21 protein-coding genes are annotated in these 17,352 nt (G+C 68.3%); 14 read left to right on the top strand and 7 right to left on the bottom strand.

Annotation, left to right across the window (positions count from 1 at the left end; all coding sequences use genetic code 11):
• Window positions 1-7 precede the first annotated feature (7 nt).
• The 3 genes from AC07Q9_RS03000 (at window position 8) to AC07Q9_RS02990 (ending at window position 2,495) form a co-directional block, all read left to right on the top strand.
• The gene (locus AC07Q9_RS03000) at window positions 8-1,336 is read left to right on the top strand and encodes an adenylosuccinate synthetase (protein WP_495307292.1); all 1,329 of its coding nucleotides are present in this window, start codon (window positions 8-10) and stop codon (window positions 1,334-1,336) included.
• An 18-nt stretch (window positions 1,337-1,354) separates the two neighbouring features.
• Window positions 1,355-1,780, top strand: a complete 426-nt coding sequence (locus AC07Q9_RS02995) for a hypothetical protein (RefSeq protein ID WP_495307290.1) — start codon at window positions 1,355-1,357, stop codon at window positions 1,778-1,780.
• 79 nt (window positions 1,781-1,859) lie between these two features.
• The gene (locus AC07Q9_RS02990) at window positions 1,860-2,495 is read left to right on the top strand and encodes an FABP family protein (RefSeq protein ID WP_495301313.1); all 636 of its coding nucleotides are present in this window, start codon (window positions 1,860-1,862) and stop codon (window positions 2,493-2,495) included.
• Window positions 2,496-2,501: 6 nt separating this feature from the next.
• Here AC07Q9_RS02990 and AC07Q9_RS02985 read toward each other — a convergent pair whose 3' ends face one another.
• Complete coding sequence (locus AC07Q9_RS02985) at window positions 2,502-2,858, bottom strand: hypothetical protein (protein ID WP_495307289.1); 357 nt, start codon at window positions 2,856-2,858, stop codon at window positions 2,502-2,504.
• A 99-nt stretch (window positions 2,859-2,957) separates the two neighbouring features.
• Between AC07Q9_RS02985 and AC07Q9_RS02980 the strand changes: the two genes are divergently transcribed.
• Window positions 2,958-3,443, top strand: a complete 486-nt coding sequence (locus AC07Q9_RS02980) for a DUF2165 family protein (protein ID WP_495307287.1) — start codon at window positions 2,958-2,960, stop codon at window positions 3,441-3,443.
• Window positions 3,444-3,549: 106 nt separating this feature from the next.
• Entirely contained in the window at window positions 3,550-3,864 is a 315-nt protein-coding gene (locus AC07Q9_RS02975) for a hypothetical protein (RefSeq protein WP_495307286.1), read from the top strand.
• Window positions 3,865-3,868: 4 nt separating this feature from the next.
• Here AC07Q9_RS02975 and AC07Q9_RS02970 read toward each other — a convergent pair whose 3' ends face one another.
• Window positions 3,869-4,333 (bottom strand): GNAT family N-acetyltransferase, encoded by a 465-nt coding sequence (locus AC07Q9_RS02970; protein WP_495307284.1) that lies wholly within the window; start codon window positions 4,331-4,333, stop codon window positions 3,869-3,871.
• Between the two features lie 4 nt (window positions 4,334-4,337).
• On the bottom strand, window positions 4,338-5,336 hold the full coding sequence (locus tag AC07Q9_RS02965; protein WP_495307282.1) for a LysR family transcriptional regulator: 999 nt from the start codon (window positions 5,334-5,336) through the stop codon (window positions 4,338-4,340).
• Between the two features lie 176 nt (window positions 5,337-5,512).
• On the opposite strand from AC07Q9_RS02965, the gene AC07Q9_RS02960 reads away from it, so the two are divergent.
• Complete coding sequence (locus AC07Q9_RS02960) at window positions 5,513-5,806, top strand: hypothetical protein (RefSeq protein WP_495307280.1); 294 nt, start codon at window positions 5,513-5,515, stop codon at window positions 5,804-5,806.
• A gap of 4 nt (window positions 5,807-5,810) precedes the next feature.
• On the opposite strand, the gene AC07Q9_RS02955 is transcribed toward AC07Q9_RS02960, so the two are convergent.
• Entirely contained in the window at window positions 5,811-6,098 is a 288-nt protein-coding gene (locus AC07Q9_RS02955) for a helix-turn-helix domain-containing protein (RefSeq protein ID WP_495307279.1), read from the bottom strand.
• Window positions 6,099-6,174: 76 nt separating this feature from the next.
• Between AC07Q9_RS02955 and AC07Q9_RS02950 the strand changes: the two genes are divergently transcribed.
• The 6 genes from AC07Q9_RS02950 (at window position 6,175) to AC07Q9_RS02925 (ending at window position 10,953) form a co-directional block, all read left to right on the top strand.
• The gene (locus tag AC07Q9_RS02950; protein WP_495307277.1) at window positions 6,175-6,531 is read left to right on the top strand and encodes a DUF4844 domain-containing protein; all 357 of its coding nucleotides are present in this window, start codon (window positions 6,175-6,177) and stop codon (window positions 6,529-6,531) included.
• Window positions 6,532-6,839: 308 nt separating this feature from the next.
• Complete coding sequence (locus AC07Q9_RS02945) at window positions 6,840-7,346, top strand: hypothetical protein (protein ID WP_495307275.1); 507 nt, start codon at window positions 6,840-6,842, stop codon at window positions 7,344-7,346.
• Window positions 7,343-7,717, top strand: a complete 375-nt coding sequence (locus tag AC07Q9_RS02940; RefSeq protein WP_495307273.1) for a tetratricopeptide repeat protein — start codon at window positions 7,343-7,345, stop codon at window positions 7,715-7,717. The genes AC07Q9_RS02945 and AC07Q9_RS02940 overlap by 4 nt, the downstream gene beginning before the upstream one ends.
• 31 nt (window positions 7,718-7,748) lie before the next feature.
• Window positions 7,749-8,327, top strand: a complete 579-nt coding sequence (locus tag AC07Q9_RS02935; protein WP_495307271.1) for a dihydrofolate reductase family protein — start codon at window positions 7,749-7,751, stop codon at window positions 8,325-8,327.
• A gap of 69 nt (window positions 8,328-8,396) precedes the next feature.
• Window positions 8,397-9,689 carry an Lcl C-terminal domain-containing protein gene (locus AC07Q9_RS02930; RefSeq protein WP_495307269.1) on the top strand — a complete coding sequence of 431 codons (1,293 nt, stop codon included), beginning with the start codon at window positions 8,397-8,399 and terminating at the stop codon, window positions 9,687-9,689.
• A 103-nt stretch (window positions 9,690-9,792) separates the two neighbouring features.
• Window positions 9,793-10,953, top strand: a complete 1,161-nt coding sequence (locus tag AC07Q9_RS02925; protein ID WP_495307267.1) for an ABC transporter substrate-binding protein — start codon at window positions 9,793-9,795, stop codon at window positions 10,951-10,953.
• Between the two features lie 81 nt (window positions 10,954-11,034).
• Here the strand turns inward: AC07Q9_RS02925 and AC07Q9_RS02920 are convergent, their stop codons facing one another.
• From AC07Q9_RS02920 to AC07Q9_RS02910, 3 genes are all read right to left on the bottom strand, one after another.
• The gene (locus tag AC07Q9_RS02920) at window positions 11,035-12,390 is read right to left on the bottom strand and encodes a DUF8696 domain-containing protein (RefSeq protein WP_495307265.1); all 1,356 of its coding nucleotides are present in this window, start codon (window positions 12,388-12,390) and stop codon (window positions 11,035-11,037) included.
• 110 nt (window positions 12,391-12,500) lie between these two features.
• A complete protein-coding gene (locus AC07Q9_RS02915; protein WP_495307263.1) occupies window positions 12,501-14,285 on the bottom strand; it encodes an ATP-binding response regulator in 1,785 nt (594 codons plus the stop codon).
• A 40-nt stretch (window positions 14,286-14,325) separates the two neighbouring features.
• Window positions 14,326-15,015 carry a response regulator transcription factor gene (locus AC07Q9_RS02910; RefSeq protein ID WP_489061846.1) on the bottom strand — a complete coding sequence of 230 codons (690 nt, stop codon included), beginning with the start codon at window positions 15,013-15,015 and terminating at the stop codon, window positions 14,326-14,328.
• A gap of 335 nt (window positions 15,016-15,350) precedes the next feature.
• On the opposite strand from AC07Q9_RS02910, the gene AC07Q9_RS02905 reads away from it, so the two are divergent.
• Window positions 15,351-15,770 carry a hypothetical protein gene (locus AC07Q9_RS02905; protein WP_495307261.1) on the top strand — a complete coding sequence of 140 codons (420 nt, stop codon included), beginning with the start codon at window positions 15,351-15,353 and terminating at the stop codon, window positions 15,768-15,770.
• Between the two features lie 58 nt (window positions 15,771-15,828).
• On the top strand, window positions 15,829-17,352 hold the full coding sequence (locus AC07Q9_RS02900; protein WP_495307259.1) for a class I adenylate-forming enzyme family protein: 1,524 nt from the start codon (window positions 15,829-15,831) through the stop codon (window positions 17,350-17,352).

The raw sequence follows: 17,352 nt of genomic DNA, 5'->3' as shown, positions 1-17,352 counted from the left end.
CCTGCCGTTGACTTCGACGCGCTACGTCTCGCTGCTCGGCCTCGGCTTCGGTGACTGCGGCAAGGGCCGCTTCACCGATTTTTTGTGCGGCGCTTGGGGCGCGCACACCGTGGTGCGCTTCAACGGCGGCGCGCAGGCCGGCCACAACGTGGTGCTGGCCGACGGCCGCCACCACACCTTCTCGCAGTTCGGCGCCGGCAGCTTCCACGCCGGCGTGGCGACCGTGCTCGCCAGCCCGGTGGTGGTGCACCCGACCGCGTTGCGCGTCGAGGCCGAGGTGTTGCAACGCGCCGGCGTGCCCGACGCCTTCGCGCGCCTGTTCGTCGATGCGCGCTGCCGCGTGACGACGCCGTTCCACCAGGCCGCCGGCCGATTGCGCGAGTGGGCGCGGGGCGCGGCCGCGCACGGCAGTTGCGGCGTCGGCGTGGGCGAGACCGTGCGGCAGGCACTGGCCGCGCCTGAAATGACGCTGCACTACGGCGACCTTGTTCACCCCGCGCGCACGCTCGACAAGCTCGAGGCCTTGCGCCTCGCGCTGCACCGCGAGTTCGCGAACATGCCGCCTTCGTCGGCCGAGGCCGCGCAAGAACTGGCCGTGCTCGCCGATGCCTCGCTCGCACGACGCTGGCTCGACGCCGTGCAGCCCTGCCTGCGCCAGTCGCCGCCCGCGAGCGCCGACGCCATCGGCGAGCGGCTCGCGCGCCCCGGCACCGTGCTGTTCGAAGGCGCGCAGGGCGTGCTGCTCGACGAGTGGCGCGGCTTTCATCCGCATACGACCTGGAGCACCGTCTCCACCGCCGCCGTCGAGGCGGTGCTGCGCGACGCGGGCATCGCCGCACCCGTGCAGCACCTGGGCGTGCTGCGCAGTCACCTCACGCGGCACGGCGCCGGTCCGCTGCCCACGCACGACCGCGCGCTCGATGCGCGGCTGGCCGAGCCGCACAATGCCGACGACGGCTGGCAGGGCGCGTTTCGCCGTGGCCACCCCGACGCGGTGCTGCTGCGCTACGCGCTCGCCGCTGCCGGGCCGCTCGACGGGCTGCTCGCCAGTCACCTCGATGCGGTCGCGCGCGCCGATCTGCGCTGGTGCACCGGCTACCGCAGCGCCGACGGCCTCGCGCGGTCATCGCTGCCGCTCGGCGATGCGACCGACCTGGACCACCAGCACGCGCTGACCCGCCTGCTGGAAGGTGCGCAACCCCTGTACGACCCGCACCCCGTCGCCAACGCCCCCGAGTGGGTGCAGCGCGTGGAGGCCTTCAGCAGCCTGCCCGTGCGCTTCGGCGCGTTCGGCCCGGTGCGCGAGGCCGTTCGCGCGCGCGACCTGCTGCGTTGACCTGATGAGAAAGCCTGCGTGACCCCCAACGTCTTCCTGATCGCCGGCGCCGTGCTGAGCGCCATCGCCGCGCTTTTGCATGTGTGCGTCATCTTCGGCGGCCCGTCCTGGTACCGCTTCTTCGGTGCGGGCGAGCGCATGGCTGCGAGCGCCGAGGCCGGCCACCTGTACCCCGTGGCCGTCACGCTGGTCATCGCCGGCATGCTGGGCGTGTGGGCCGCCTATGCGCTCGCGGGCGCCGGCGTGTTGCAGCCGTTGCCTCTGCAGGCGTTGGTGCTGCCTGCGATCACCGCCGTGTACCTGCTGCGCGGCCTTGTCGCCGTCGCGATGTGGCTGTTCGACCGGCGCCGCCTCAGCGCTTTCTGGGTGTGGAGCTCGCTCGTGTGCTTCGTGTACGGCGTGGTGCACCTCGTCGGGCTCGTGCAGGTTTGGGGCACGCTCTGACGACCTGGCCGCCGCGGCACTCAAGCAGAATCAGAACTGAAAAGCTTCTCTCCGTTTTCTTTCTCCCACGACACACACCATGACCACACCCGAAGACATCTACACCGAACCCCCGGCCGATCCCGACACGCTCGCCAACCTCGGTCCGCTGCGGCCGATGGCGGGCATCTGGGAGGGCACAAAGGGCGTCGACGTCAAGCCGAAGAAAGACGGCCCGAAGACGCAGGTGTACGTCGAACACTACGAGCTGCAGCCCATCGACGCGCAGACCAACGGCCCGCAGCTGCTGTACGGCCTGCGCTACCACACCTACATCCACAAGCCCGGCCTCACCAAGATGTACCACGACCAGGTCGGCTACTGGCTGTGGGAGCCGGCCACCAGCACCGTGTTCCTCACGCTGGCCATTCCGCGCGGACAGGTGGCCATGGCCAGCGGCCACGTGAAGCCCGGCGACACCGAGTTCACGCTCAGCGCCGAGCACGGCAGCCTGGTGAACGGCATCGTGTCGAACCCGTTCCTCGAGCGCGCCTTCACCACGCTGGCGTGGAACATCACGGTGAAGATCAACGCCGACGGCACCTGGTCGTATGACCAGGACACCGTGATGCAGATCCTGGGCCAGGCCGAGCCTTTCCATCACACCGATCGCAACACGCTCACGCGCGTTGGCGAGCCGGGGCTCAATCCGCTGGCGAAGACGGCGGCGGCCTGAGGCCGTTCAGTCGGCGGGCGGCTTCGGCGTGCGCAGGCGCCGCAGCCGCACGGTGAGTTCCTTCACCAGCTGAAGCTCCCCGCGCCGCTGCGCCACCTCCAGCGCCTGCGCGAACGAGGCCTCGGCCTTCGCAGAATCGCCGAGCGCCAGCGCGAGCAGGCCCTGCAGCCGCCACGCGGCCGTGAATTCGGGGTCGAAGGCGAGCGCCTTCTCCACATGCATCAGCGCCGTGGGCGCGCCGTCGCGCCGGTGGTGCGCCAGTGCGAGGCTCATGCGCAGCAGGGCGCCGTCGCGGCCGGCGGCCAGCAGGCGTTCGAGCGCTTCCGGTGAGGGGCCGGGTGGGGTGGGGGCGGCGGTGTTCATGGCGTTCGTTCGACCTTCCTTGAGGGACTTTGAGCGCAGACCGGCGGGCGCGTCAATATCAAAGAATAGTCTTTGATATTTAGAAGCGCAGGCGCCCCGATGAATCTCCCTACCTCCGTCTGGCTGTTCCAGTCCCTTCACGCGCTGGGCATGGCGCTGTGGCTTTCGATTGCGGTGCGCAACAACTGGCGCGGCTTTGCGGGCTCGGCGTTCGCGGTCGGCGGCACGATGTCGATGGCGCCGTTGCGCGTTGATCCCGCCATCGACTCGCCCCTGCTCACGCGCGCCATCCGCTCGGTGGCGTTGCACCGCGTGGCGCTGGGCGTGGTGCTGGCACTGCAGTTGGCGGCGGCGCTGGCGTTCTGGGCCGGCAGCGCGATGCTGGTGGCCGGCGGCGACCTGTCGGCCGCACGGCCATGGCTCAACCTGGGGCTCGCCGGCTTTGCCGCCTTCCTCTTCGCGATGCACCTGGGCGGCCTGTGGTTCGCCTACTGGATTCGGCAGGACGGCTTGCAGCTCACGCACCTCGTGCTGTTGCTGTGGGTGCTCGCGGCGTTCTTCCTGTTCAACCTGTCATGGCATTGATGCCGCCTTCGTCCTACGCGCGCCGTGAGGCCACGCCCACAGCCCGCGCGACGGTCAGCACCCACCATCGGTCCCCATGAACAGAGTGATTCTTGCGTTCCTGGGTATGGCTGCTTGCACAGCGGCCGTCGTGGCCATTGCGGAGCCCGTCAAAGTGCCCATCGACAGCGACGACAAGGGCACGGCCTACATCGCCCCCAACGTGAACTCCACCGAAACCTCGGCCCGCACGAACGGCGCCACGGTCGGCGTGCAGCGCCCCGACGGCAGCGCCCTGGAGGCCGGCACCGACACCTCGGGCAAGCGGCCCACCTATTCGGTCGGTGCCAAGACCGGCGGCGACGTCTCCTTCTCGGGCGGCGCGCATTCGGACGGCAAGGCCAACACCGGCGTGAAGGCCGGCATCACCATCAAGTACTGATCGATCAGACCATCGTCGCGTAGACGATGAAGCCCTCGTGCTTCGCGACCTTGTCGTAGAGCGTGCGCCCCGCCGCATTGGTCGTGTGCGTCTGCCAGTACACGCGGTGCGCGCCCGCGAGCCGCACCTGTTCGTACACGCCCTCGATCAACTGCCGGCCCACGCCCTGGCCGCGTTCGGACGATTGCGTGAACAGATCCTGCAGGTAGCAGTTGGGTTCGATGCGGTTCGTGCTGCGGTGGAACAGGTAATGCACCAGCCCCACCAGTTGCCCCTCGCGCTCGGCCACCAGCGCATGCACCGGCTCGTACGGATCGAAGAAGCGCTGCCACGTGGCCTGCGTGATCGCGTCGGGCAGGGCCGTGGGGCCCTCGCGGCCGTAGAAGGCGTTGTAGCCGTCCCAGAGCGGCTTCCATGCGGCGAAGTCGTCGGGCGTGGGCGGGCGGATCAGGAGCGCGGGCGTGGTCATGGGGTCAGGAGGCCTTTCCGTTGGGAGCGAGCGTGTCGCGCGCCGCGACGGCAGCGGCAGCAGCGGCGTTGACAGGGCAGGCCGGCAGTGCCACCGGCACTGCCGCGGGCATGGGCTCGGGCACCGGCCCCATCGATTTTTCGAGAAAGTCGAGCATCGCGCGCATTGCCGCGCTGTTGTGGCGGCGCTGCGAGTACGCGGCATACAGCCAGTGCTCGTGCGGCATGTGGTCGCGCAGCACCGGCACCAGCGCGCCGCGCTCCAGGTGCGACTGCGCCAGCGGCTCGGGCACGTAGGCCACGCCCACGCCGCGCAGCGCCAGCTCGATCAGCGCCACTGCATCGTTGGCCTCCATGCGGCTGTGCACCGCCACATCGTGCGGCTGGCCGTCGGTTTCAAACGGCAGGTGCGTGGTGGGCATCGGCGAATAGCTCAGCACGTCGTGCCGCGCCATGTCCTCGGGCACCTGCGGAATGCCGCGCTGCGCCCAGTAGGCGGGCGAGGCGCACACCACCATGTCGAAGCGCACCAGCCGGCGCACGATCAGGTTCATGTCGTCGATGCGCCCGCCCGTCAGGTGGATGTCGATGCCTTCCTCGATCAGGTCGATGTCGTGGTTGGTGAAATTCAGGCTCACGTACACGTCGGGGTAGAGCTTGATGAACTCCGCGATCACGTCCGAAAGCCAGCCCGCGATGAGCCCGTGCGGCGCGCTCATGCGCAGGCGCCCGCGCGGGTGCGAGCCGTGCGCCTGCAGGTCGTTGAGCGTGTTCTCGGCCATCGTCACCAGCTCGGTGCTGCGCTCCAGCAGGACCTCGCCCGCGTCGGTGAGGCTCAGGGAGCGGGTCGAGCGGTTGAGCAGGCGCACGCCGCTGCGCGCTTCCAGCTCGGCCACATAGCGGCTGACCGTGGCCTTGGACATGCCCAGCGAGAGGGCCGCGCGGGAGAAGCTGCGCCGGAACGCGACTTCGCGGAACGTTTTGATGAGATCGAGACCATCCATAGATCGGCGCATTGTTCCAGCATCGGGGGAGGGGGCACGGGTCGTAGGGGCATCCCGGTTTTGCGCTGAGAAGGGGGTGGGGGTGCGTGGCTATACTGCCGCCCGTTGCGCCTGAGGAGGCGCGGCCGGGCTTGGTCTCCCGAAACACCTCTGCGCCCACCTCCCGGAGGCCATGCATGGCGCTCGCTCCCTCGTTACCCGAATCCTCGGCGACTCTCAGCGCCGAATCGCTCGCCCTTCAGGCCTGCGACGACCTCGACAGCTTCCACACGGTGCGCCGCGCGTATGCGTGCATCGAGAAACTCATCGTGCCGCAACACGTGAACGACACCGACGACGTGTACCCGACGCGCACCGAACTCGGCGCGCTTGTGCGGCTGGTCAACGAAGAGCTGCAGCGGCGCATCGAAACCGCCGAGGCCACGCTGCAGTCGCTGCGTGCTGCCGTGGGCGATGCCCAGCGGGGCTGACGGCTCAGGCGGGGCGCTCGCCGTTCTCCGCCGGTGGTTGCTGCTGTCGCTGCTGCAACGTCGTCGAGATGCCGTAGAGCGCCAGCATGCCGAGCACGTGCCCGATGGCAACGCCCGGCTCCCCCGATTCGATCCGCGCGATCGTCTGGACATGAACGCCCAGGCGCGCGGCAGCAGCGGCCTGGCCCTCGCCAGCCGTTGTGCGCGCCAGCTTGGCGGCAGCACCGAACGCCTTGATCGCTTGGATCGCGTCGTCTCCAATGTCGGAAGAAATTCGTTTTCCTTGGGCCATGGGGTGATTGTCACTGCTTGCCGGTGTCGGTCCGGTGCGGGTAGGTACGATCGGCACAACCGGACATTGAGCTCGCATGACCTTCGACCCTTTGAGCCTCGTCTCAGACGAACCGCTTCTCGTGACAACAGAAGTGCTTGCTGCGCTACAAGAATTTCGTCGGCGAGAGAAGGTGCCGTTGTTGCCAGGCGCAAATGCCTACCTCGAGCGGAACCGGCTATCCGAGCTCCTCAATAGGCTCGCCGACCGGTTGCTCCTTGGTGCGGCTTCACATCCCAGCAAGCGGTGGGTGTTGGCGCAATTTGTGCCGGTGCTCGAAAAGATGGTCGAGGAAGACACTGAAATCAGAGAGCACGTCGGCATAGAGTTGGAAGCCATCATGGACGTGCTATCGATCGAGAGTTCTGATGGCTTGCTGAGCTTCTATCTTTAGAACCGGCTGCCATGAGCAGACATTGAACCCCCGCACGAGCACCAAGGCCACCGATGCAATCAAGAGCGATCTCTTTCGGTTTTGCATGCACGCTACTGACCTTCGGCGCCTCGTCCGTCGCGTGCTCGCCCCCCAGGGACCCGACTCTTCGAGCCGAATTCTTCGAGAGTCTCAAGGGCCATTACAGATTCTGGGCAATCGTTCTTGGAGAAGAGTCCGTCGCGACAAAGGCTGAGCCCTTGCGATCTGCGGCGGCGATGACCGGTCTGCGCGTTCGGATCTTGGAAAGCGCGTACGCAGCGCTTCCCGTGACGAAAGAGTTCACCTTCGTCGAAGCGGCAATTGGATCGAATTGTGAGCCGGACTACCGCTCTCTTTCGATCCTCAAATACCCCGTCGGAACAGAGGTGCAGCTGGGCTCTGAGGACCTCGTTGGCATCCGTGTGTTGGGCTTCTCGCGTGCAGCAGCTCAGCAGTGCCCTGAGGCTGCTCCGACCATGAACACAAAGACTCGCATCGACGGTGAGATTGAATGGGTCGCGATGCCAAAAGCCATACCAACTGGTTACAGCGGCTGTCGGTATTCGTGGTCTCGCTTCACCGGCAGCCGGGCTCCCATGACATCTGACTCCACCAGTCATTTCCTGAATGGACGTCTGCAATGGCTTCGAACGCCGGAGATGTTGTGTACCTACGAAGCCGGCGCCCTTGTCGCAGGGAAGTCATTCAGCGCGCATATCTGTCCAACGTCTGAAGCCATTGCGTCAGAACGTTGGCGGCTTAATGGAGCCGCAGCAAGCCTGAACAGCCCATGATCCTGGACGTCATCTCCCTCAGTCGATCGCTTGTCGACGACGCATGGAACAACCCCGACAAGTGGGAGGCAAACCTTGCCTCTGCGCAAGCGTTGCTCTCGAAAGCGCTCGTTGAATCCCCTGGCAATGTCCTTGCCCTGACGTGCTTGGGCGCCGTGCTTTCCGATCAAGGCAAGCACAAGGAGGCCGCATCCGCCCTGAAGCGTGCAGTCGAACTCGGCTCCACCGATCGGAACACGTTCTTCAATCTCGGCGTGGCAACGATGAACTTCGGCTCACGCGCGAAAGCCATGTCTGCATTCCGTGGGGCCGAAGGGCTCCAGGCTTCGCCGCTGTCGTGGCCGGCATACTTTGATGCACAGGCCCATTGAGAACCCTCCCACCCCAAGCAAGGAGACCCGCATGAGAACGTTGAAAATCATGGAGCACATCTCGCTGGACGGCGTGATCCAGACCTCGGGCGAAGACGGTTTTCCCTACGCGGACTGGACCGCGCCGTACCGCAGCCCCGCCGGCCGGGATGAAGTGCTCGCCGCGCATGGCGGGCGTTTCGACCTGCTGCTCGGGCGTCGCACCTACGACCTGTGGTCGGACTACTGGCCCAAGGCACCGAGCGGTGCGATGGCAGACGGCCTGAATGCAGCGACCAAGCATGTCGTGACCCACCACCCCGAAAGCCTTTCGTGGGGCCCGTTCGAAAGCATGGGGCCGGACGTCGTCGAGGGCGTTCGCCGCATCAAGTCGCAGGCGGGCCCGAACCTGATCCTCTGGGGCAGCTCCACGCTGACATCGACACTGCTCGAACACGGCCTTGCCGATGAAGTGCTGTTGATCGCTTATCCGGTTCTGGTGGGCGCTGGAAAGCGCTTCTTCGCGCAGGGAACCCCACCGCGCTCCCTCGAGCTCGTCAGCACGAAAGCCATGCCGTCCGGCCTCCTCGTCAGTGCCTACAAGGTCACCGGCGCTTTGAAAGCCGGGTAGTCGAACAGCCCGGCAGCGCGAGTGAAATCCGGCGTCACGCCAGACCCATCTGCCCCGTTCGAACGCCTCATGAATACCTCCAGCCTTTCCGCCGCCCGCGCCTATGCACTGCGCATGCTCCGCGCAGCAGCCACCGTGATCGCTCTGCTGGTGGGATGGGCCGCCGCGCCTGCCGCCGCGCAGTCGCCGGCGGTCACCGCCGGACCGACCACCGTGAAGGTCCCGCCCACCGGCGCGCGCACGTGCCTGGGCTTGCAGCAAGACGGCAGATCCGCCCCTCAGTCGTGCACGGACGCGGGACCGCTGGCCTTGATCCCCAAGCAGGACGGCATGTTGCGCGCGGGCCCACCCGACTACGAGGCGGTGGCCGGCCAACCCTTGACTTCGTGCGTGCGCGACCGGGTGTCCGGGCTGGTCTGGGAGGGCAAGCCCGACAGCGGCAAGCTGGCGTGGATGAGGACACAGGCCGGTCCGCCGGGCACCGGCAAGCTGATCGACAGCTACGGTCCGCACAACGAGCCAGCGCCCGGCAGCCGGGCCAACACCGACGCCTATTCCTATTACGGCGACGGGCGGCCGGGCGATGCCATGGCCTATGTGGCGCAGGTGAACGCGATGCGCCTGTGCGGCTTCACCGATTGGCGCCTGCCCACGGTGGCCGAGTTGTACGGCCTGATCGATCTGGGGGAGCTGATCAACGAACGGGCGGGGCGATGGCCCGCCGAGCAGGCCGCCGTCGATGCGCGATGGCTGCCCAACACCATGCCGGGCCACTACCTGAGCTCCGAGCCCGACGACCAGACCCGCATCTGGTGCGTGAGCTTCAAGCTCGGGTTCGTCTACAGCTGCAACCGCAGGATGGAGAGAAAACCGCAGCCGTTGTTCATTCGCCTGGTGCGCGGCCCCGAAGTGCCGGAGACGGGACGCTGGCGCGAAGTGCCCGACGAGCGCGGCGTGCCCGGCGGCGTGGTCGAAGACCGCCACACCGGCCTGGCATGGCGCCGCTGCGACGAGCCGCAGGTATGGAACGGCCAGCGCTGCACCGGAACGGCCGGACGCTACCGCTATGTGCAAGCCCTGCAGCACGCCGCCACACAACCGGGTTGGCGCCTGCCCACCATCAAGGAGGTGAACAGCCTCGCAGAGCGCTGGTTCAAGAAGCTCGACATCCCCGCCGCCGATTTCCCGGCGTCCGGCACGCAGCCGCTGCGCGAAGGGTATCGGTCCTCCACCGTCTGCACCGCCGGCCCCGCGACGCGGGAGGCCCGTGCATGGATCGGCGGATGGGTGCTGGGGGGTGGGGGCGATATCTCTTGCGAGGCGCAGCCCATGCCCCTCGGGGTCCGGCTCGTGCGCGAGTGATGTGCAGTGAGCGTCGGCCTCGAAGCAGCGTCGTGAACCTGCTTCCGGGGAAAGGGCGGCCGGGAACAGGCGAGACTCGCTTCACTCATTCACAAGGAACATCTTGATCCACCGCATCCGCACGGCCCTCGTGGCCTGCACCTTGGGCGCCGCGGCATGGGCCGTTTCCGCGCAGGTCAACATCGGCTTCATCGGCACGCTCTCCGGCCCCAGGGCCGCGCTCGGGCAGGAACAGTACGACGGCTTCATGCTGGCGGTCGAGCAACGCCAAGGCATGCTCGGCGGTGTTCCCGTGACGGTCCTCAAGGAAGACGACCAGCACAACCCCGAGCGCGGGGCGCAGCTGGTGCAGAACCTGATCGAGAAGGACAAGGTCAGCTTCATCACCGGTGTGACCTTCTCCGACGTGATGATGGCCATGGCCAAGCCGATGGCCCGAGCGGGCATGCTGTTCGTCGGCTCGAACGCCGGCCCCGCGCCGATCGCCGGCAAGCAGTGCAACACCCGGTTCGTCTTCGCCTCGTACCAGGACGAGTACCAGGCAGGGATCGTGGGACGCTACGCGGTCGACAAGGGCTACTGGAAGACGCTGTTCATTGCGCCCGACAACGCAGCGGGCAAGGACCAGCTGCGCGGCTTCAAGCGCTACTACTCGGGCGAGGTGGTGAGCGAAATCAACGTCAAGCCCGACCAGACCGACTACGCGGCGGCGCTGGCGCAGATCCAGCGCGTGGCGCCCGATGCGGTGGTGGCCTTCCTGCCGGGCGACATGGGCGTGAACTTCATCCAGCAGATGAACCGCGCGGGCCTGCTGAACAAGGTGCCCTTGCTGACGGTCGGCACGGTCGACGGCACAACACTGCCGCTGCTCCAGGAGGCCGCGCTTGGTGTGCTGGCCGGCGCGGTCTGGGGCCCCGACCTGCCGAGCCCGACGAGCAAGGCTTTCGTTGCGGCCTTCGAAAAGAAGCACGGGCGCATTCCCTCTCAGTACGCGGCGCAAGGCTTCGATGCGGCGCTCCTGATCGACAGCGCATTGAGGGAGACCAAGGGCTCCGTCGCCGATCGCGGTGCCTTGCGCAACGCGCTCAATGCCGCCAACTTTGCGTCGGTGCGCAGCGGCTTCAAGTTCCTGCGCAACGGGTTCCCGGTGCAGGACGGGCACATCTTCGTGGTCGCGAAGGATGCACAGGGCCGCACGTCGCTCAAGCGGATCACCACGCCGCTGGAGGCGAACCCGGACGGGTACTGGAACGAGTGTCGGTAGGGGAGGCGGCCGGGACATGTCGCTCGCCGGGTCTTCGGCCCGCGCGGTGCGAGCCGGAAGACCCGGCGGCTCCTCTGAGACTCAGGGCGCCAGCGTGAGCTTGAAGATCTGGTTGCCGTTGGAGGCACCCACGTAGACGCTGCCGTCATTGGCCACCGCCACGCCGATCGGGAAATTGAACGCGATCGCCGCGCCGGTGCTGTCGCGCAGCGTGCTGATCTCTCCCGCGGGCGTGACCACGCGCGCCACGCCGTCCCAGGCGTGCGTCAGGAACACGTTGTCGTGCGCATCCACCGTCACGCCGTAGGAGAAGCCGAGCTTGGCCGGCGTGGCGGCCGTTCCGTCGACCACGCCGCCGTTGGCGCAATCGCCCAGCAGCGTGCTCACCGTGGCGCTGGCCACGTCGATCTTGCGCAGGCACAGGCTGTCGGTGTCCGTGTCGTACAGCGTGCGGCCGTCGCGGCTGATCGCCAGGCCCTGCGGGCGCGCAAACTGGGCGGCGGTGCCGACCCCGTCCAGGTTGGCCTGCGTGCCGTCGCCCGCGAGCGTGCTCGTGGTGCCATCGGCCGCGACCTTGCGCACGCGCTTGTTTCCCAGGTCCGCCACGAACAGGTTGCCCGCACCGTCGAGCGCGATGCTGGCGGGGTTGTTGAACATCGCAGCGGCCGGGCTGTCGGCATACCCGCTGGTGCTGTCGCCGACCCAGGTGCTGTAGGTGGTGGCGTTGGGAGCGATCTTGTTGATGCGGTGCTGGTCGCTCACGTACAGGGTGCCGTCGGCGGCCAGTGCCAGGCCATACGGCGTATTCATGGTCGACCCCGGCGTGACTTCGGCGCCGCTGCCGCTGGCCGTGTCGATGCGATAGACCGAGCCGTTGCCGCCCATGGCCACGTAGAGGTTCGCGCCGCTGGCGTCCAGGACGAGCTGGTAGGGGTGGTTGTAGGTCACGCCGGTGGTCGCCAGCACGGTGGCGACCCAGGGTTTGACCGTGAGCGTGGCGGCATGGCTGGTCACGCTGCCGCTGGCGCCCGTCACCTGCACGCGCAGCTGCTGGCCGCTGTCGGCCAGCTGGTTGGCTGGCGTGGTGAAGCTGTCGCTGGTGGCGCCGGAAACATCGGTCCAGCTGGCACCGCCATCCGCGCTGCGCTGCCACTGGTAGGCCGTGGCGCGCGTGGCCTGGACCTTCAGCGTGGCGGCCACGCCCTGGCCCACGGTGGTGTCGGAGGGCTGCGTCGTGATGGCGGGCGTGGTGTCTTCCGGTGTGGGCGGCGGTGTGTCCTGGGCTGCAGGCGCAGGGGCCGGTGCTGGCGCGACAGCGAAGCCGGGGAAGCCGCCGCCTCCGCCTCCCCCACCACCGCAAGCCACCAGCGCGAGGTTCATCATCAGCAGCGCGGCGGGTGTGCGCCATGCACGGAAAACGGGGCGAGGGGAGTTCATGAGAGGCCTTCCTTTTTTCAGATGGAGTGGATGAGAAGGCCTCCACGGTAGGGTCGGTGCTACCTGCAATCCAGTGTCGAAGGTCATCGACCTGGCGAGAAAAAAAGTGCTCAGGAGCGCATGCGTGCGTGCGCCGTGTCGTGCGGGGTCAGCGAGGCCAGGGCCTGCAGCAGCCTGTCGGCGGCCACGGGTTTGAGCAGCACCTGCAGCCCGGATTCGAGCATCTGCTGCTGTCGCCGCGGCGCGGTTTCCCCGGTGATCAACAGCACCTGCAAGCCGGGGCCGAAGCGTGCGCGCAGCCGCAGCGCAGCGGCCAGTCCGTCGGCACCGTCGGCCAGGCGCACGTCGCACAACAGCACGTCGACCGGGGCGCTTTCATGGGGGGCCTGCACCAGCACGGCCTCGGCTTCGGCCTCGCTGGCCACGGCGTCGACGGCCACGCCGTGGGCCTGCAGCAGCCCGGTGACGGCCTGGCGGATCGCGGCTTCGTCGTCGATGAGCAGCACGCGCTGCGGCAACGGCAAGGCAGCGTCCGGGCGCACGGCGAGCGGCGCGACGCCCGAGGCCGACACCGCCGGCAGCACCAGGCGAAAGCGGCTGCCACGCTGCGGGCGCGAGCGCACCTGCAGCGGGTGCGCCATCAGGCGCGAGAGCCGGTGCACGATGGACAGGCCGATGCCCAGCCCCTGCGCGCGGTCGCGCCCCGGATTCCCGACCTGGTAGAACTCGTCGAAGATGCGGCCCAGGTGCTCGTGCGGAATGCCGATGCCGGTGTCGCAGACGTCGATCCACACCAGCGGCCCGCGTGCCCGCGCGGCCACCACCACGCCGCCGCGCACCGTGTACTTGAGCGCGTTGTCCACGAGGTTGGACAGCAGCCGCTGCAACAGCTGCGGGTCGCTCAGCACCCAGCACGGCGTGGCGCGCAGCCGCAGTTGCAGGTCCCGGTCGGTCGCCTGGGCCGCGAACACGTTGTTGAGCGCAAGGAACAGCGGGTTGAGTTCCACGGGGCGGATCTGCGGCGACACCTCGCCGGCGTCCAGCCGCGAAATGTCGAGCAGGGTGTCCAGCGAATCGCCGAGCGTGCCGACCGCATCCATCAGCCGCGCCGCGTGGTTCCATTCGTCGCTGCCCTGGAGCTTCTTCTCGATGACGGCGCCGAACAGCGCGATGGCGTGCAGGGGCTGGCGCAGGTCGTGGCTGGCGGCGGCAAGAAAGCGCGTTTTTTCCTCGCTGGCGCGCTGGGTCGCGGCAATCTGGTGGCTCAGCTGCTCGGCCAGCGCCTCCTTCTCGAAACGCATGGTCAGCGCGGCGGTCAGCAGCCGGTGGTGCTGCAGCGCGAAGATGATCATGACGCCCATGTACAGCAGGCAGCCGGTGGCCAGGAACAGGTGCACGGTGTCGCCGCGCCAGGCCAGCGCCAGGGTCAGGCTCGCCATGCTGGGCACGATGAAGCGGGGGATGTTGCGCTTGAGAACGGCCAGCGAGAGCGCACCGCCGGCGCAGCCGCCCATCATCATGACGATCACCATCACCCACAGCCCGAGGTTGCGGCCCGGCGGCACGCACAGCCAGGGCGCCAGGCCCCAGACGCAGGAGCGCATGAGCACGTTGCGCGCATTGAAGCGGGCCCAGTACTCGGGATGGGCGGCCGCATCGGGGCTGCGCTGGTAGCGCCGGTACGCGCGCCGCAGGGTCAGTGCCAGGTGCAGCGCCATCCACAGCAGCACCTGCCAGCGCCGCGTGGCCACGAACAGGCCGATGCCCAGTGTCTGTGCCGTGAGGAAGTCCGCGAGGTAGGCGGCCGGCGCGTTGGCATGCACCGTGGCCACCTGCTCGCGCAGCACCCGCTGGGCCAGCGCGGGCGGATGCAGGTCGTCATTCATCGCAGGCATGCGGGCATCGCCATGTCGAAGGCCGCACCGCGCGCGGGGATCACCTCAGGCTGCTGATGAGCTGGGCCCGCGAGCGCATGCCGAACAGCAGCAACAGGGTGGACACATGGTTCTTGACCGTGCCCTCGGTCAGGCGCGAGAGCTGCGCGATCTCCTTGTTCGACTTGCCGGCCAGCAGCCAGTCGAGGATCTCGACCTGGCGCGCATTGAGCTGCGGCTGCGGCTGCAATTCGGCCGTCGCCGGTTGTGTGTGCGCAGTGACGGGAGCCGCAGGCAGCCGGGCCGGCATGCCGACCAGGTCGTTGTCCCGCACGTAGCGCAACACCTCGCCCAGGTGACCGGTCTTGGGCAGGAAGGCCTGCGCCCCGAGCGCCATCGCCCCTTGCAGCAGCGCGTGGCTGTCCTTGCCCGAGAGCACGACCACGCGCGATGCGGGAAAGGCGCGCTTGAAGCGCACGAGGGTGTCCAGCCCCTGCGAGTCGGGCAGGTCGAGATCGAGCAGCACCAGGAAGTGCGAGGCGACATGGAGTTCGTACAGGTGCAATGCGTCGGCGAGGCAGCGTGCCTCGTACACCGGCACGCTGCCGGTCTCTGCCAGCAGCAGTGCCCGCAGGCCCAGTCGCACCAGCTCGTGGTCGTCGACCACCAGGATGCCTCGCGCGGGGATGGCAATGCCGGCCTCGCTGCGCAACGGTGCGGCATGTGACGGCAATGGTGTGGCAGTGGCCATGGTCCGGGCATGTTAGTGCGGACGATCTCGAACCTGAAATGACCAAAGTCATGAGGACGCTGGTCATGGCAAGTCGAACGGCATACGCATGAAGGCATATGCCGGGGGGCATTCCGTTGCAGGGCATGGCGCGTTCCCCGGTGCGATGCGCGTTCCTCTGTTCTTGAGCAAGACGAACGAGCAAGAACCTCGCGCTGGATCGAGGCCAGGTGTTCGCCGAACGAGATTCATCCGGCGAATAGCACCGATCCGGCCCTCGCATGGACAAGCGGAATGCCACGCCAAATACTTGCCCCACACGCCGCCGGTGCGGCGAGAGGGCAAGCATGCAGCTGGTGTCGCTTTACGAAATGGCCGGGCAGGTCGAGACGCGCAGGGTGCTGCGTCCCGGCCCGCGCGGCCCCCGCATGGAAATCACTTTCGCGGGAGCGCTCGCGGGGCGCGGGCGCCTGGTCGAGCTCTCGGGGCAGCTGAGCTGCACCTTCGTCGCCAGCCCCGAGTCGCCCGGCGTCTATGGATGGCGCGGCGAAGCCATCGGGTTCGGTGCTTCGGGCCCGGCCTTCACGGCGCACAGCTGCGGTGTGGGCACGCGGGACGGCGACCACTTCGTCTATCGCGGCGGCATGCGGCTGCGTGCCTTCGATCCGTCCTTGCACTGGCTCGAAGGGCTGGCCTGCGTCTTCGAGTACCGCCAGCACGCGACGACGCTCGCGGTGCAGGTCGGCTGCCAGGCGCTGGCGCCCGACGAAGGCTGAGCGCGCATTTCTCTTTTCCCCCTGTTCTTCGCAACGCATCCATCACCGGAGGTTTTCCATGCTCATGCACCAACTGCTCCTCGAGGGCGCCGAACGTCATCCCGACAAACCCGCCTGGACCTGGGTCGACCGTCAGCGAACGCTGAGTTACGCGCAAGCGGTGGGCGCCATGAACGACATGGCCGGTGCGCTCGCCCAACTGGGCGTGGTGAAGGGCGACCGCGTGACCGTGTTCGCCCACAACGGCATGGACTACCTGGCTGCGATGTTCGGTGCGTGGCGCATCGGCGCGATCGCCGCGCTCGTGAACGTGAAGTTCGCGGACGACCTGGCCTACTACCTGGCCGATCACACGCCCAAGGTCGTGATCTACACCCACGACATGGTGGAGGCCGTGAAGCGCGCGGCGGCGCAGGTGCCGGGCATCGCGCACCTGGTGTGCATGGACGGCGAACAGCCCGGCGCCCAGGCGTTGCCCCAACTGATGGCCGCGCGCTTCACGCCGCCGGCCGATCCCTGGGACGAGGCGGCCATCGCCCACCTGTCGTACACCTCGGGCACGACCGGCCGGCCCAAGGGCGCTTGCCTGGCGCATGAACCGACGGTGACGGCCGCGCGCTGCATCGCCGAGCGGCTGCGCGTGGGGCGCGACGACGTGTCCTTCGGCCCTACGGCGCTGTCCAGTTCGTACCAGCTGGTGGCCAACCTGTTGCCGCCGCTGGCGCAGGGCGCGAGCCTGCACGTCATGCGCTTCTGGGCGCAGGCCACGGGCTGGCAGGCCCTGGAGGACGCCGGCGCGACGGTGTTCGTCGCCAACCCGACCTTTCTGGAAGACCTGCTGGCCGAGAGCCGCCTGCGCGGTCGCGCGCCGGGCCGCCTGCGGCTGGGGCTGTCCGGCGGCGGCCCCGTGCCGCCGACGCTCAAGCGCGGTTGGCGCGACGCATTGGGGCTGCCGCTGGTCGAGAGCTTCGGGCAAAGCGAGCTCGGCGGCTTCATGGCCATGGGCAGGCCGGAGCTCGAGGCGGACGACCATCGGCTGATGCGGGTCGGACCGCCGCTGCCCGACAAGGAAGTCCGCATCGTGGACGGGCAGGACCGCCCCGTCGCACCTGGCGCCGTCGGGGAGATCGTCCTGCGCGGCGGCTTCATGGCGGGCTATTGGGGCCGCCCGGAAAAGACCGAGGAATCGACGCGCGGCGGCTGGTTGCGCACCGGCGACCTGGGGCTCATCGACCATGAGGGCCACGTCACCATGCGCGGGCGCCGCGCGGAACTGGTGATGGTCGGCGGCACACCGTGGTACCCCCGGGACGTGGAGGAAGCGCTGTGCCGCCAGCCGGGCATTCGGCAGGCCGCCGTCATCGGCGTGCCGGACGCAGCGCTCGGGGCGCGGCCCTGCGCTTTCGTGACGCTGCACGATGGCGCGCGCGTCGATGCGACGCAGCTCAAGGAGGCCATTCGCGCCGACGTGGCCTACACGCTCGATCCGCTGACGGTCGATGTGCTCGCCGAGTTGCCGATGACGCCGACCGGCAAGATCGCAAAGGGCGAGCTGGCCTCGCGGATCGCGGGCGCCGCCTGA

This window comes from Variovorax sp. GW821-FHT09A10 (genome assembly GCF_059418385.1).
Note: the sequence above shows the minus strand (reverse complement) of the source record. Positions and strands in the feature narration are given on the sequence as shown.

Coding starts and splice junctions, on each gene's coding strand:
- AC07Q9_RS02990 (WP_495301313.1), top strand. CDS start 1,860: ATGACCACACCCGAAGACATCTACACCGAACCCCCGGCCGATCCCGAC.
- AC07Q9_RS02985 (WP_495307289.1), bottom strand. CDS start 2,858: ATGAACACCGCCGCCCCCACCCCACCCGGCCCCTCACCGGAAGCGCTC.
- AC07Q9_RS02980 (WP_495307287.1), top strand. CDS start 2,958: ATGAATCTCCCTACCTCCGTCTGGCTGTTCCAGTCCCTTCACGCGCTG.
- AC07Q9_RS02975 (WP_495307286.1), top strand. CDS start 3,550: ATGGCTGCTTGCACAGCGGCCGTCGTGGCCATTGCGGAGCCCGTCAAA.
- AC07Q9_RS02970 (WP_495307284.1), bottom strand. CDS start 4,333: ATGACCACGCCCGCGCTCCTGATCCGCCCGCCCACGCCCGACGACTTC.
- AC07Q9_RS02965 (WP_495307282.1), bottom strand. CDS start 5,336: ATGGATGGTCTCGATCTCATCAAAACGTTCCGCGAAGTCGCGTTCCGG.
- AC07Q9_RS02960 (WP_495307280.1), top strand. CDS start 5,513: ATGGCGCTCGCTCCCTCGTTACCCGAATCCTCGGCGACTCTCAGCGCC.
- AC07Q9_RS02955 (WP_495307279.1), bottom strand. CDS start 6,098: ATGGCCCAAGGAAAACGAATTTCTTCCGACATTGGAGACGACGCGATC.
- AC07Q9_RS02950 (WP_495307277.1), top strand. CDS start 6,175: ATGACCTTCGACCCTTTGAGCCTCGTCTCAGACGAACCGCTTCTCGTG.
- AC07Q9_RS02940 (WP_495307273.1), top strand. CDS start 7,343: ATGATCCTGGACGTCATCTCCCTCAGTCGATCGCTTGTCGACGACGCA.
- AC07Q9_RS02935 (WP_495307271.1), top strand. CDS start 7,749: ATGAGAACGTTGAAAATCATGGAGCACATCTCGCTGGACGGCGTGATC.
- AC07Q9_RS02930 (WP_495307269.1), top strand. CDS start 8,397: ATGAATACCTCCAGCCTTTCCGCCGCCCGCGCCTATGCACTGCGCATG.
- AC07Q9_RS02920 (WP_495307265.1), bottom strand. CDS start 12,390: ATGAACTCCCCTCGCCCCGTTTTCCGTGCATGGCGCACACCCGCCGCG.
- AC07Q9_RS02915 (WP_495307263.1), bottom strand. CDS start 14,285: ATGCCTGCGATGAATGACGACCTGCATCCGCCCGCGCTGGCCCAGCGG.
- AC07Q9_RS02910 (WP_489061846.1), bottom strand. CDS start 15,015: ATGGCCACTGCCACACCATTGCCGTCACATGCCGCACCGTTGCGCAGC.
- AC07Q9_RS02900 (WP_495307259.1), top strand. CDS start 15,829: ATGCTCATGCACCAACTGCTCCTCGAGGGCGCCGAACGTCATCCCGAC.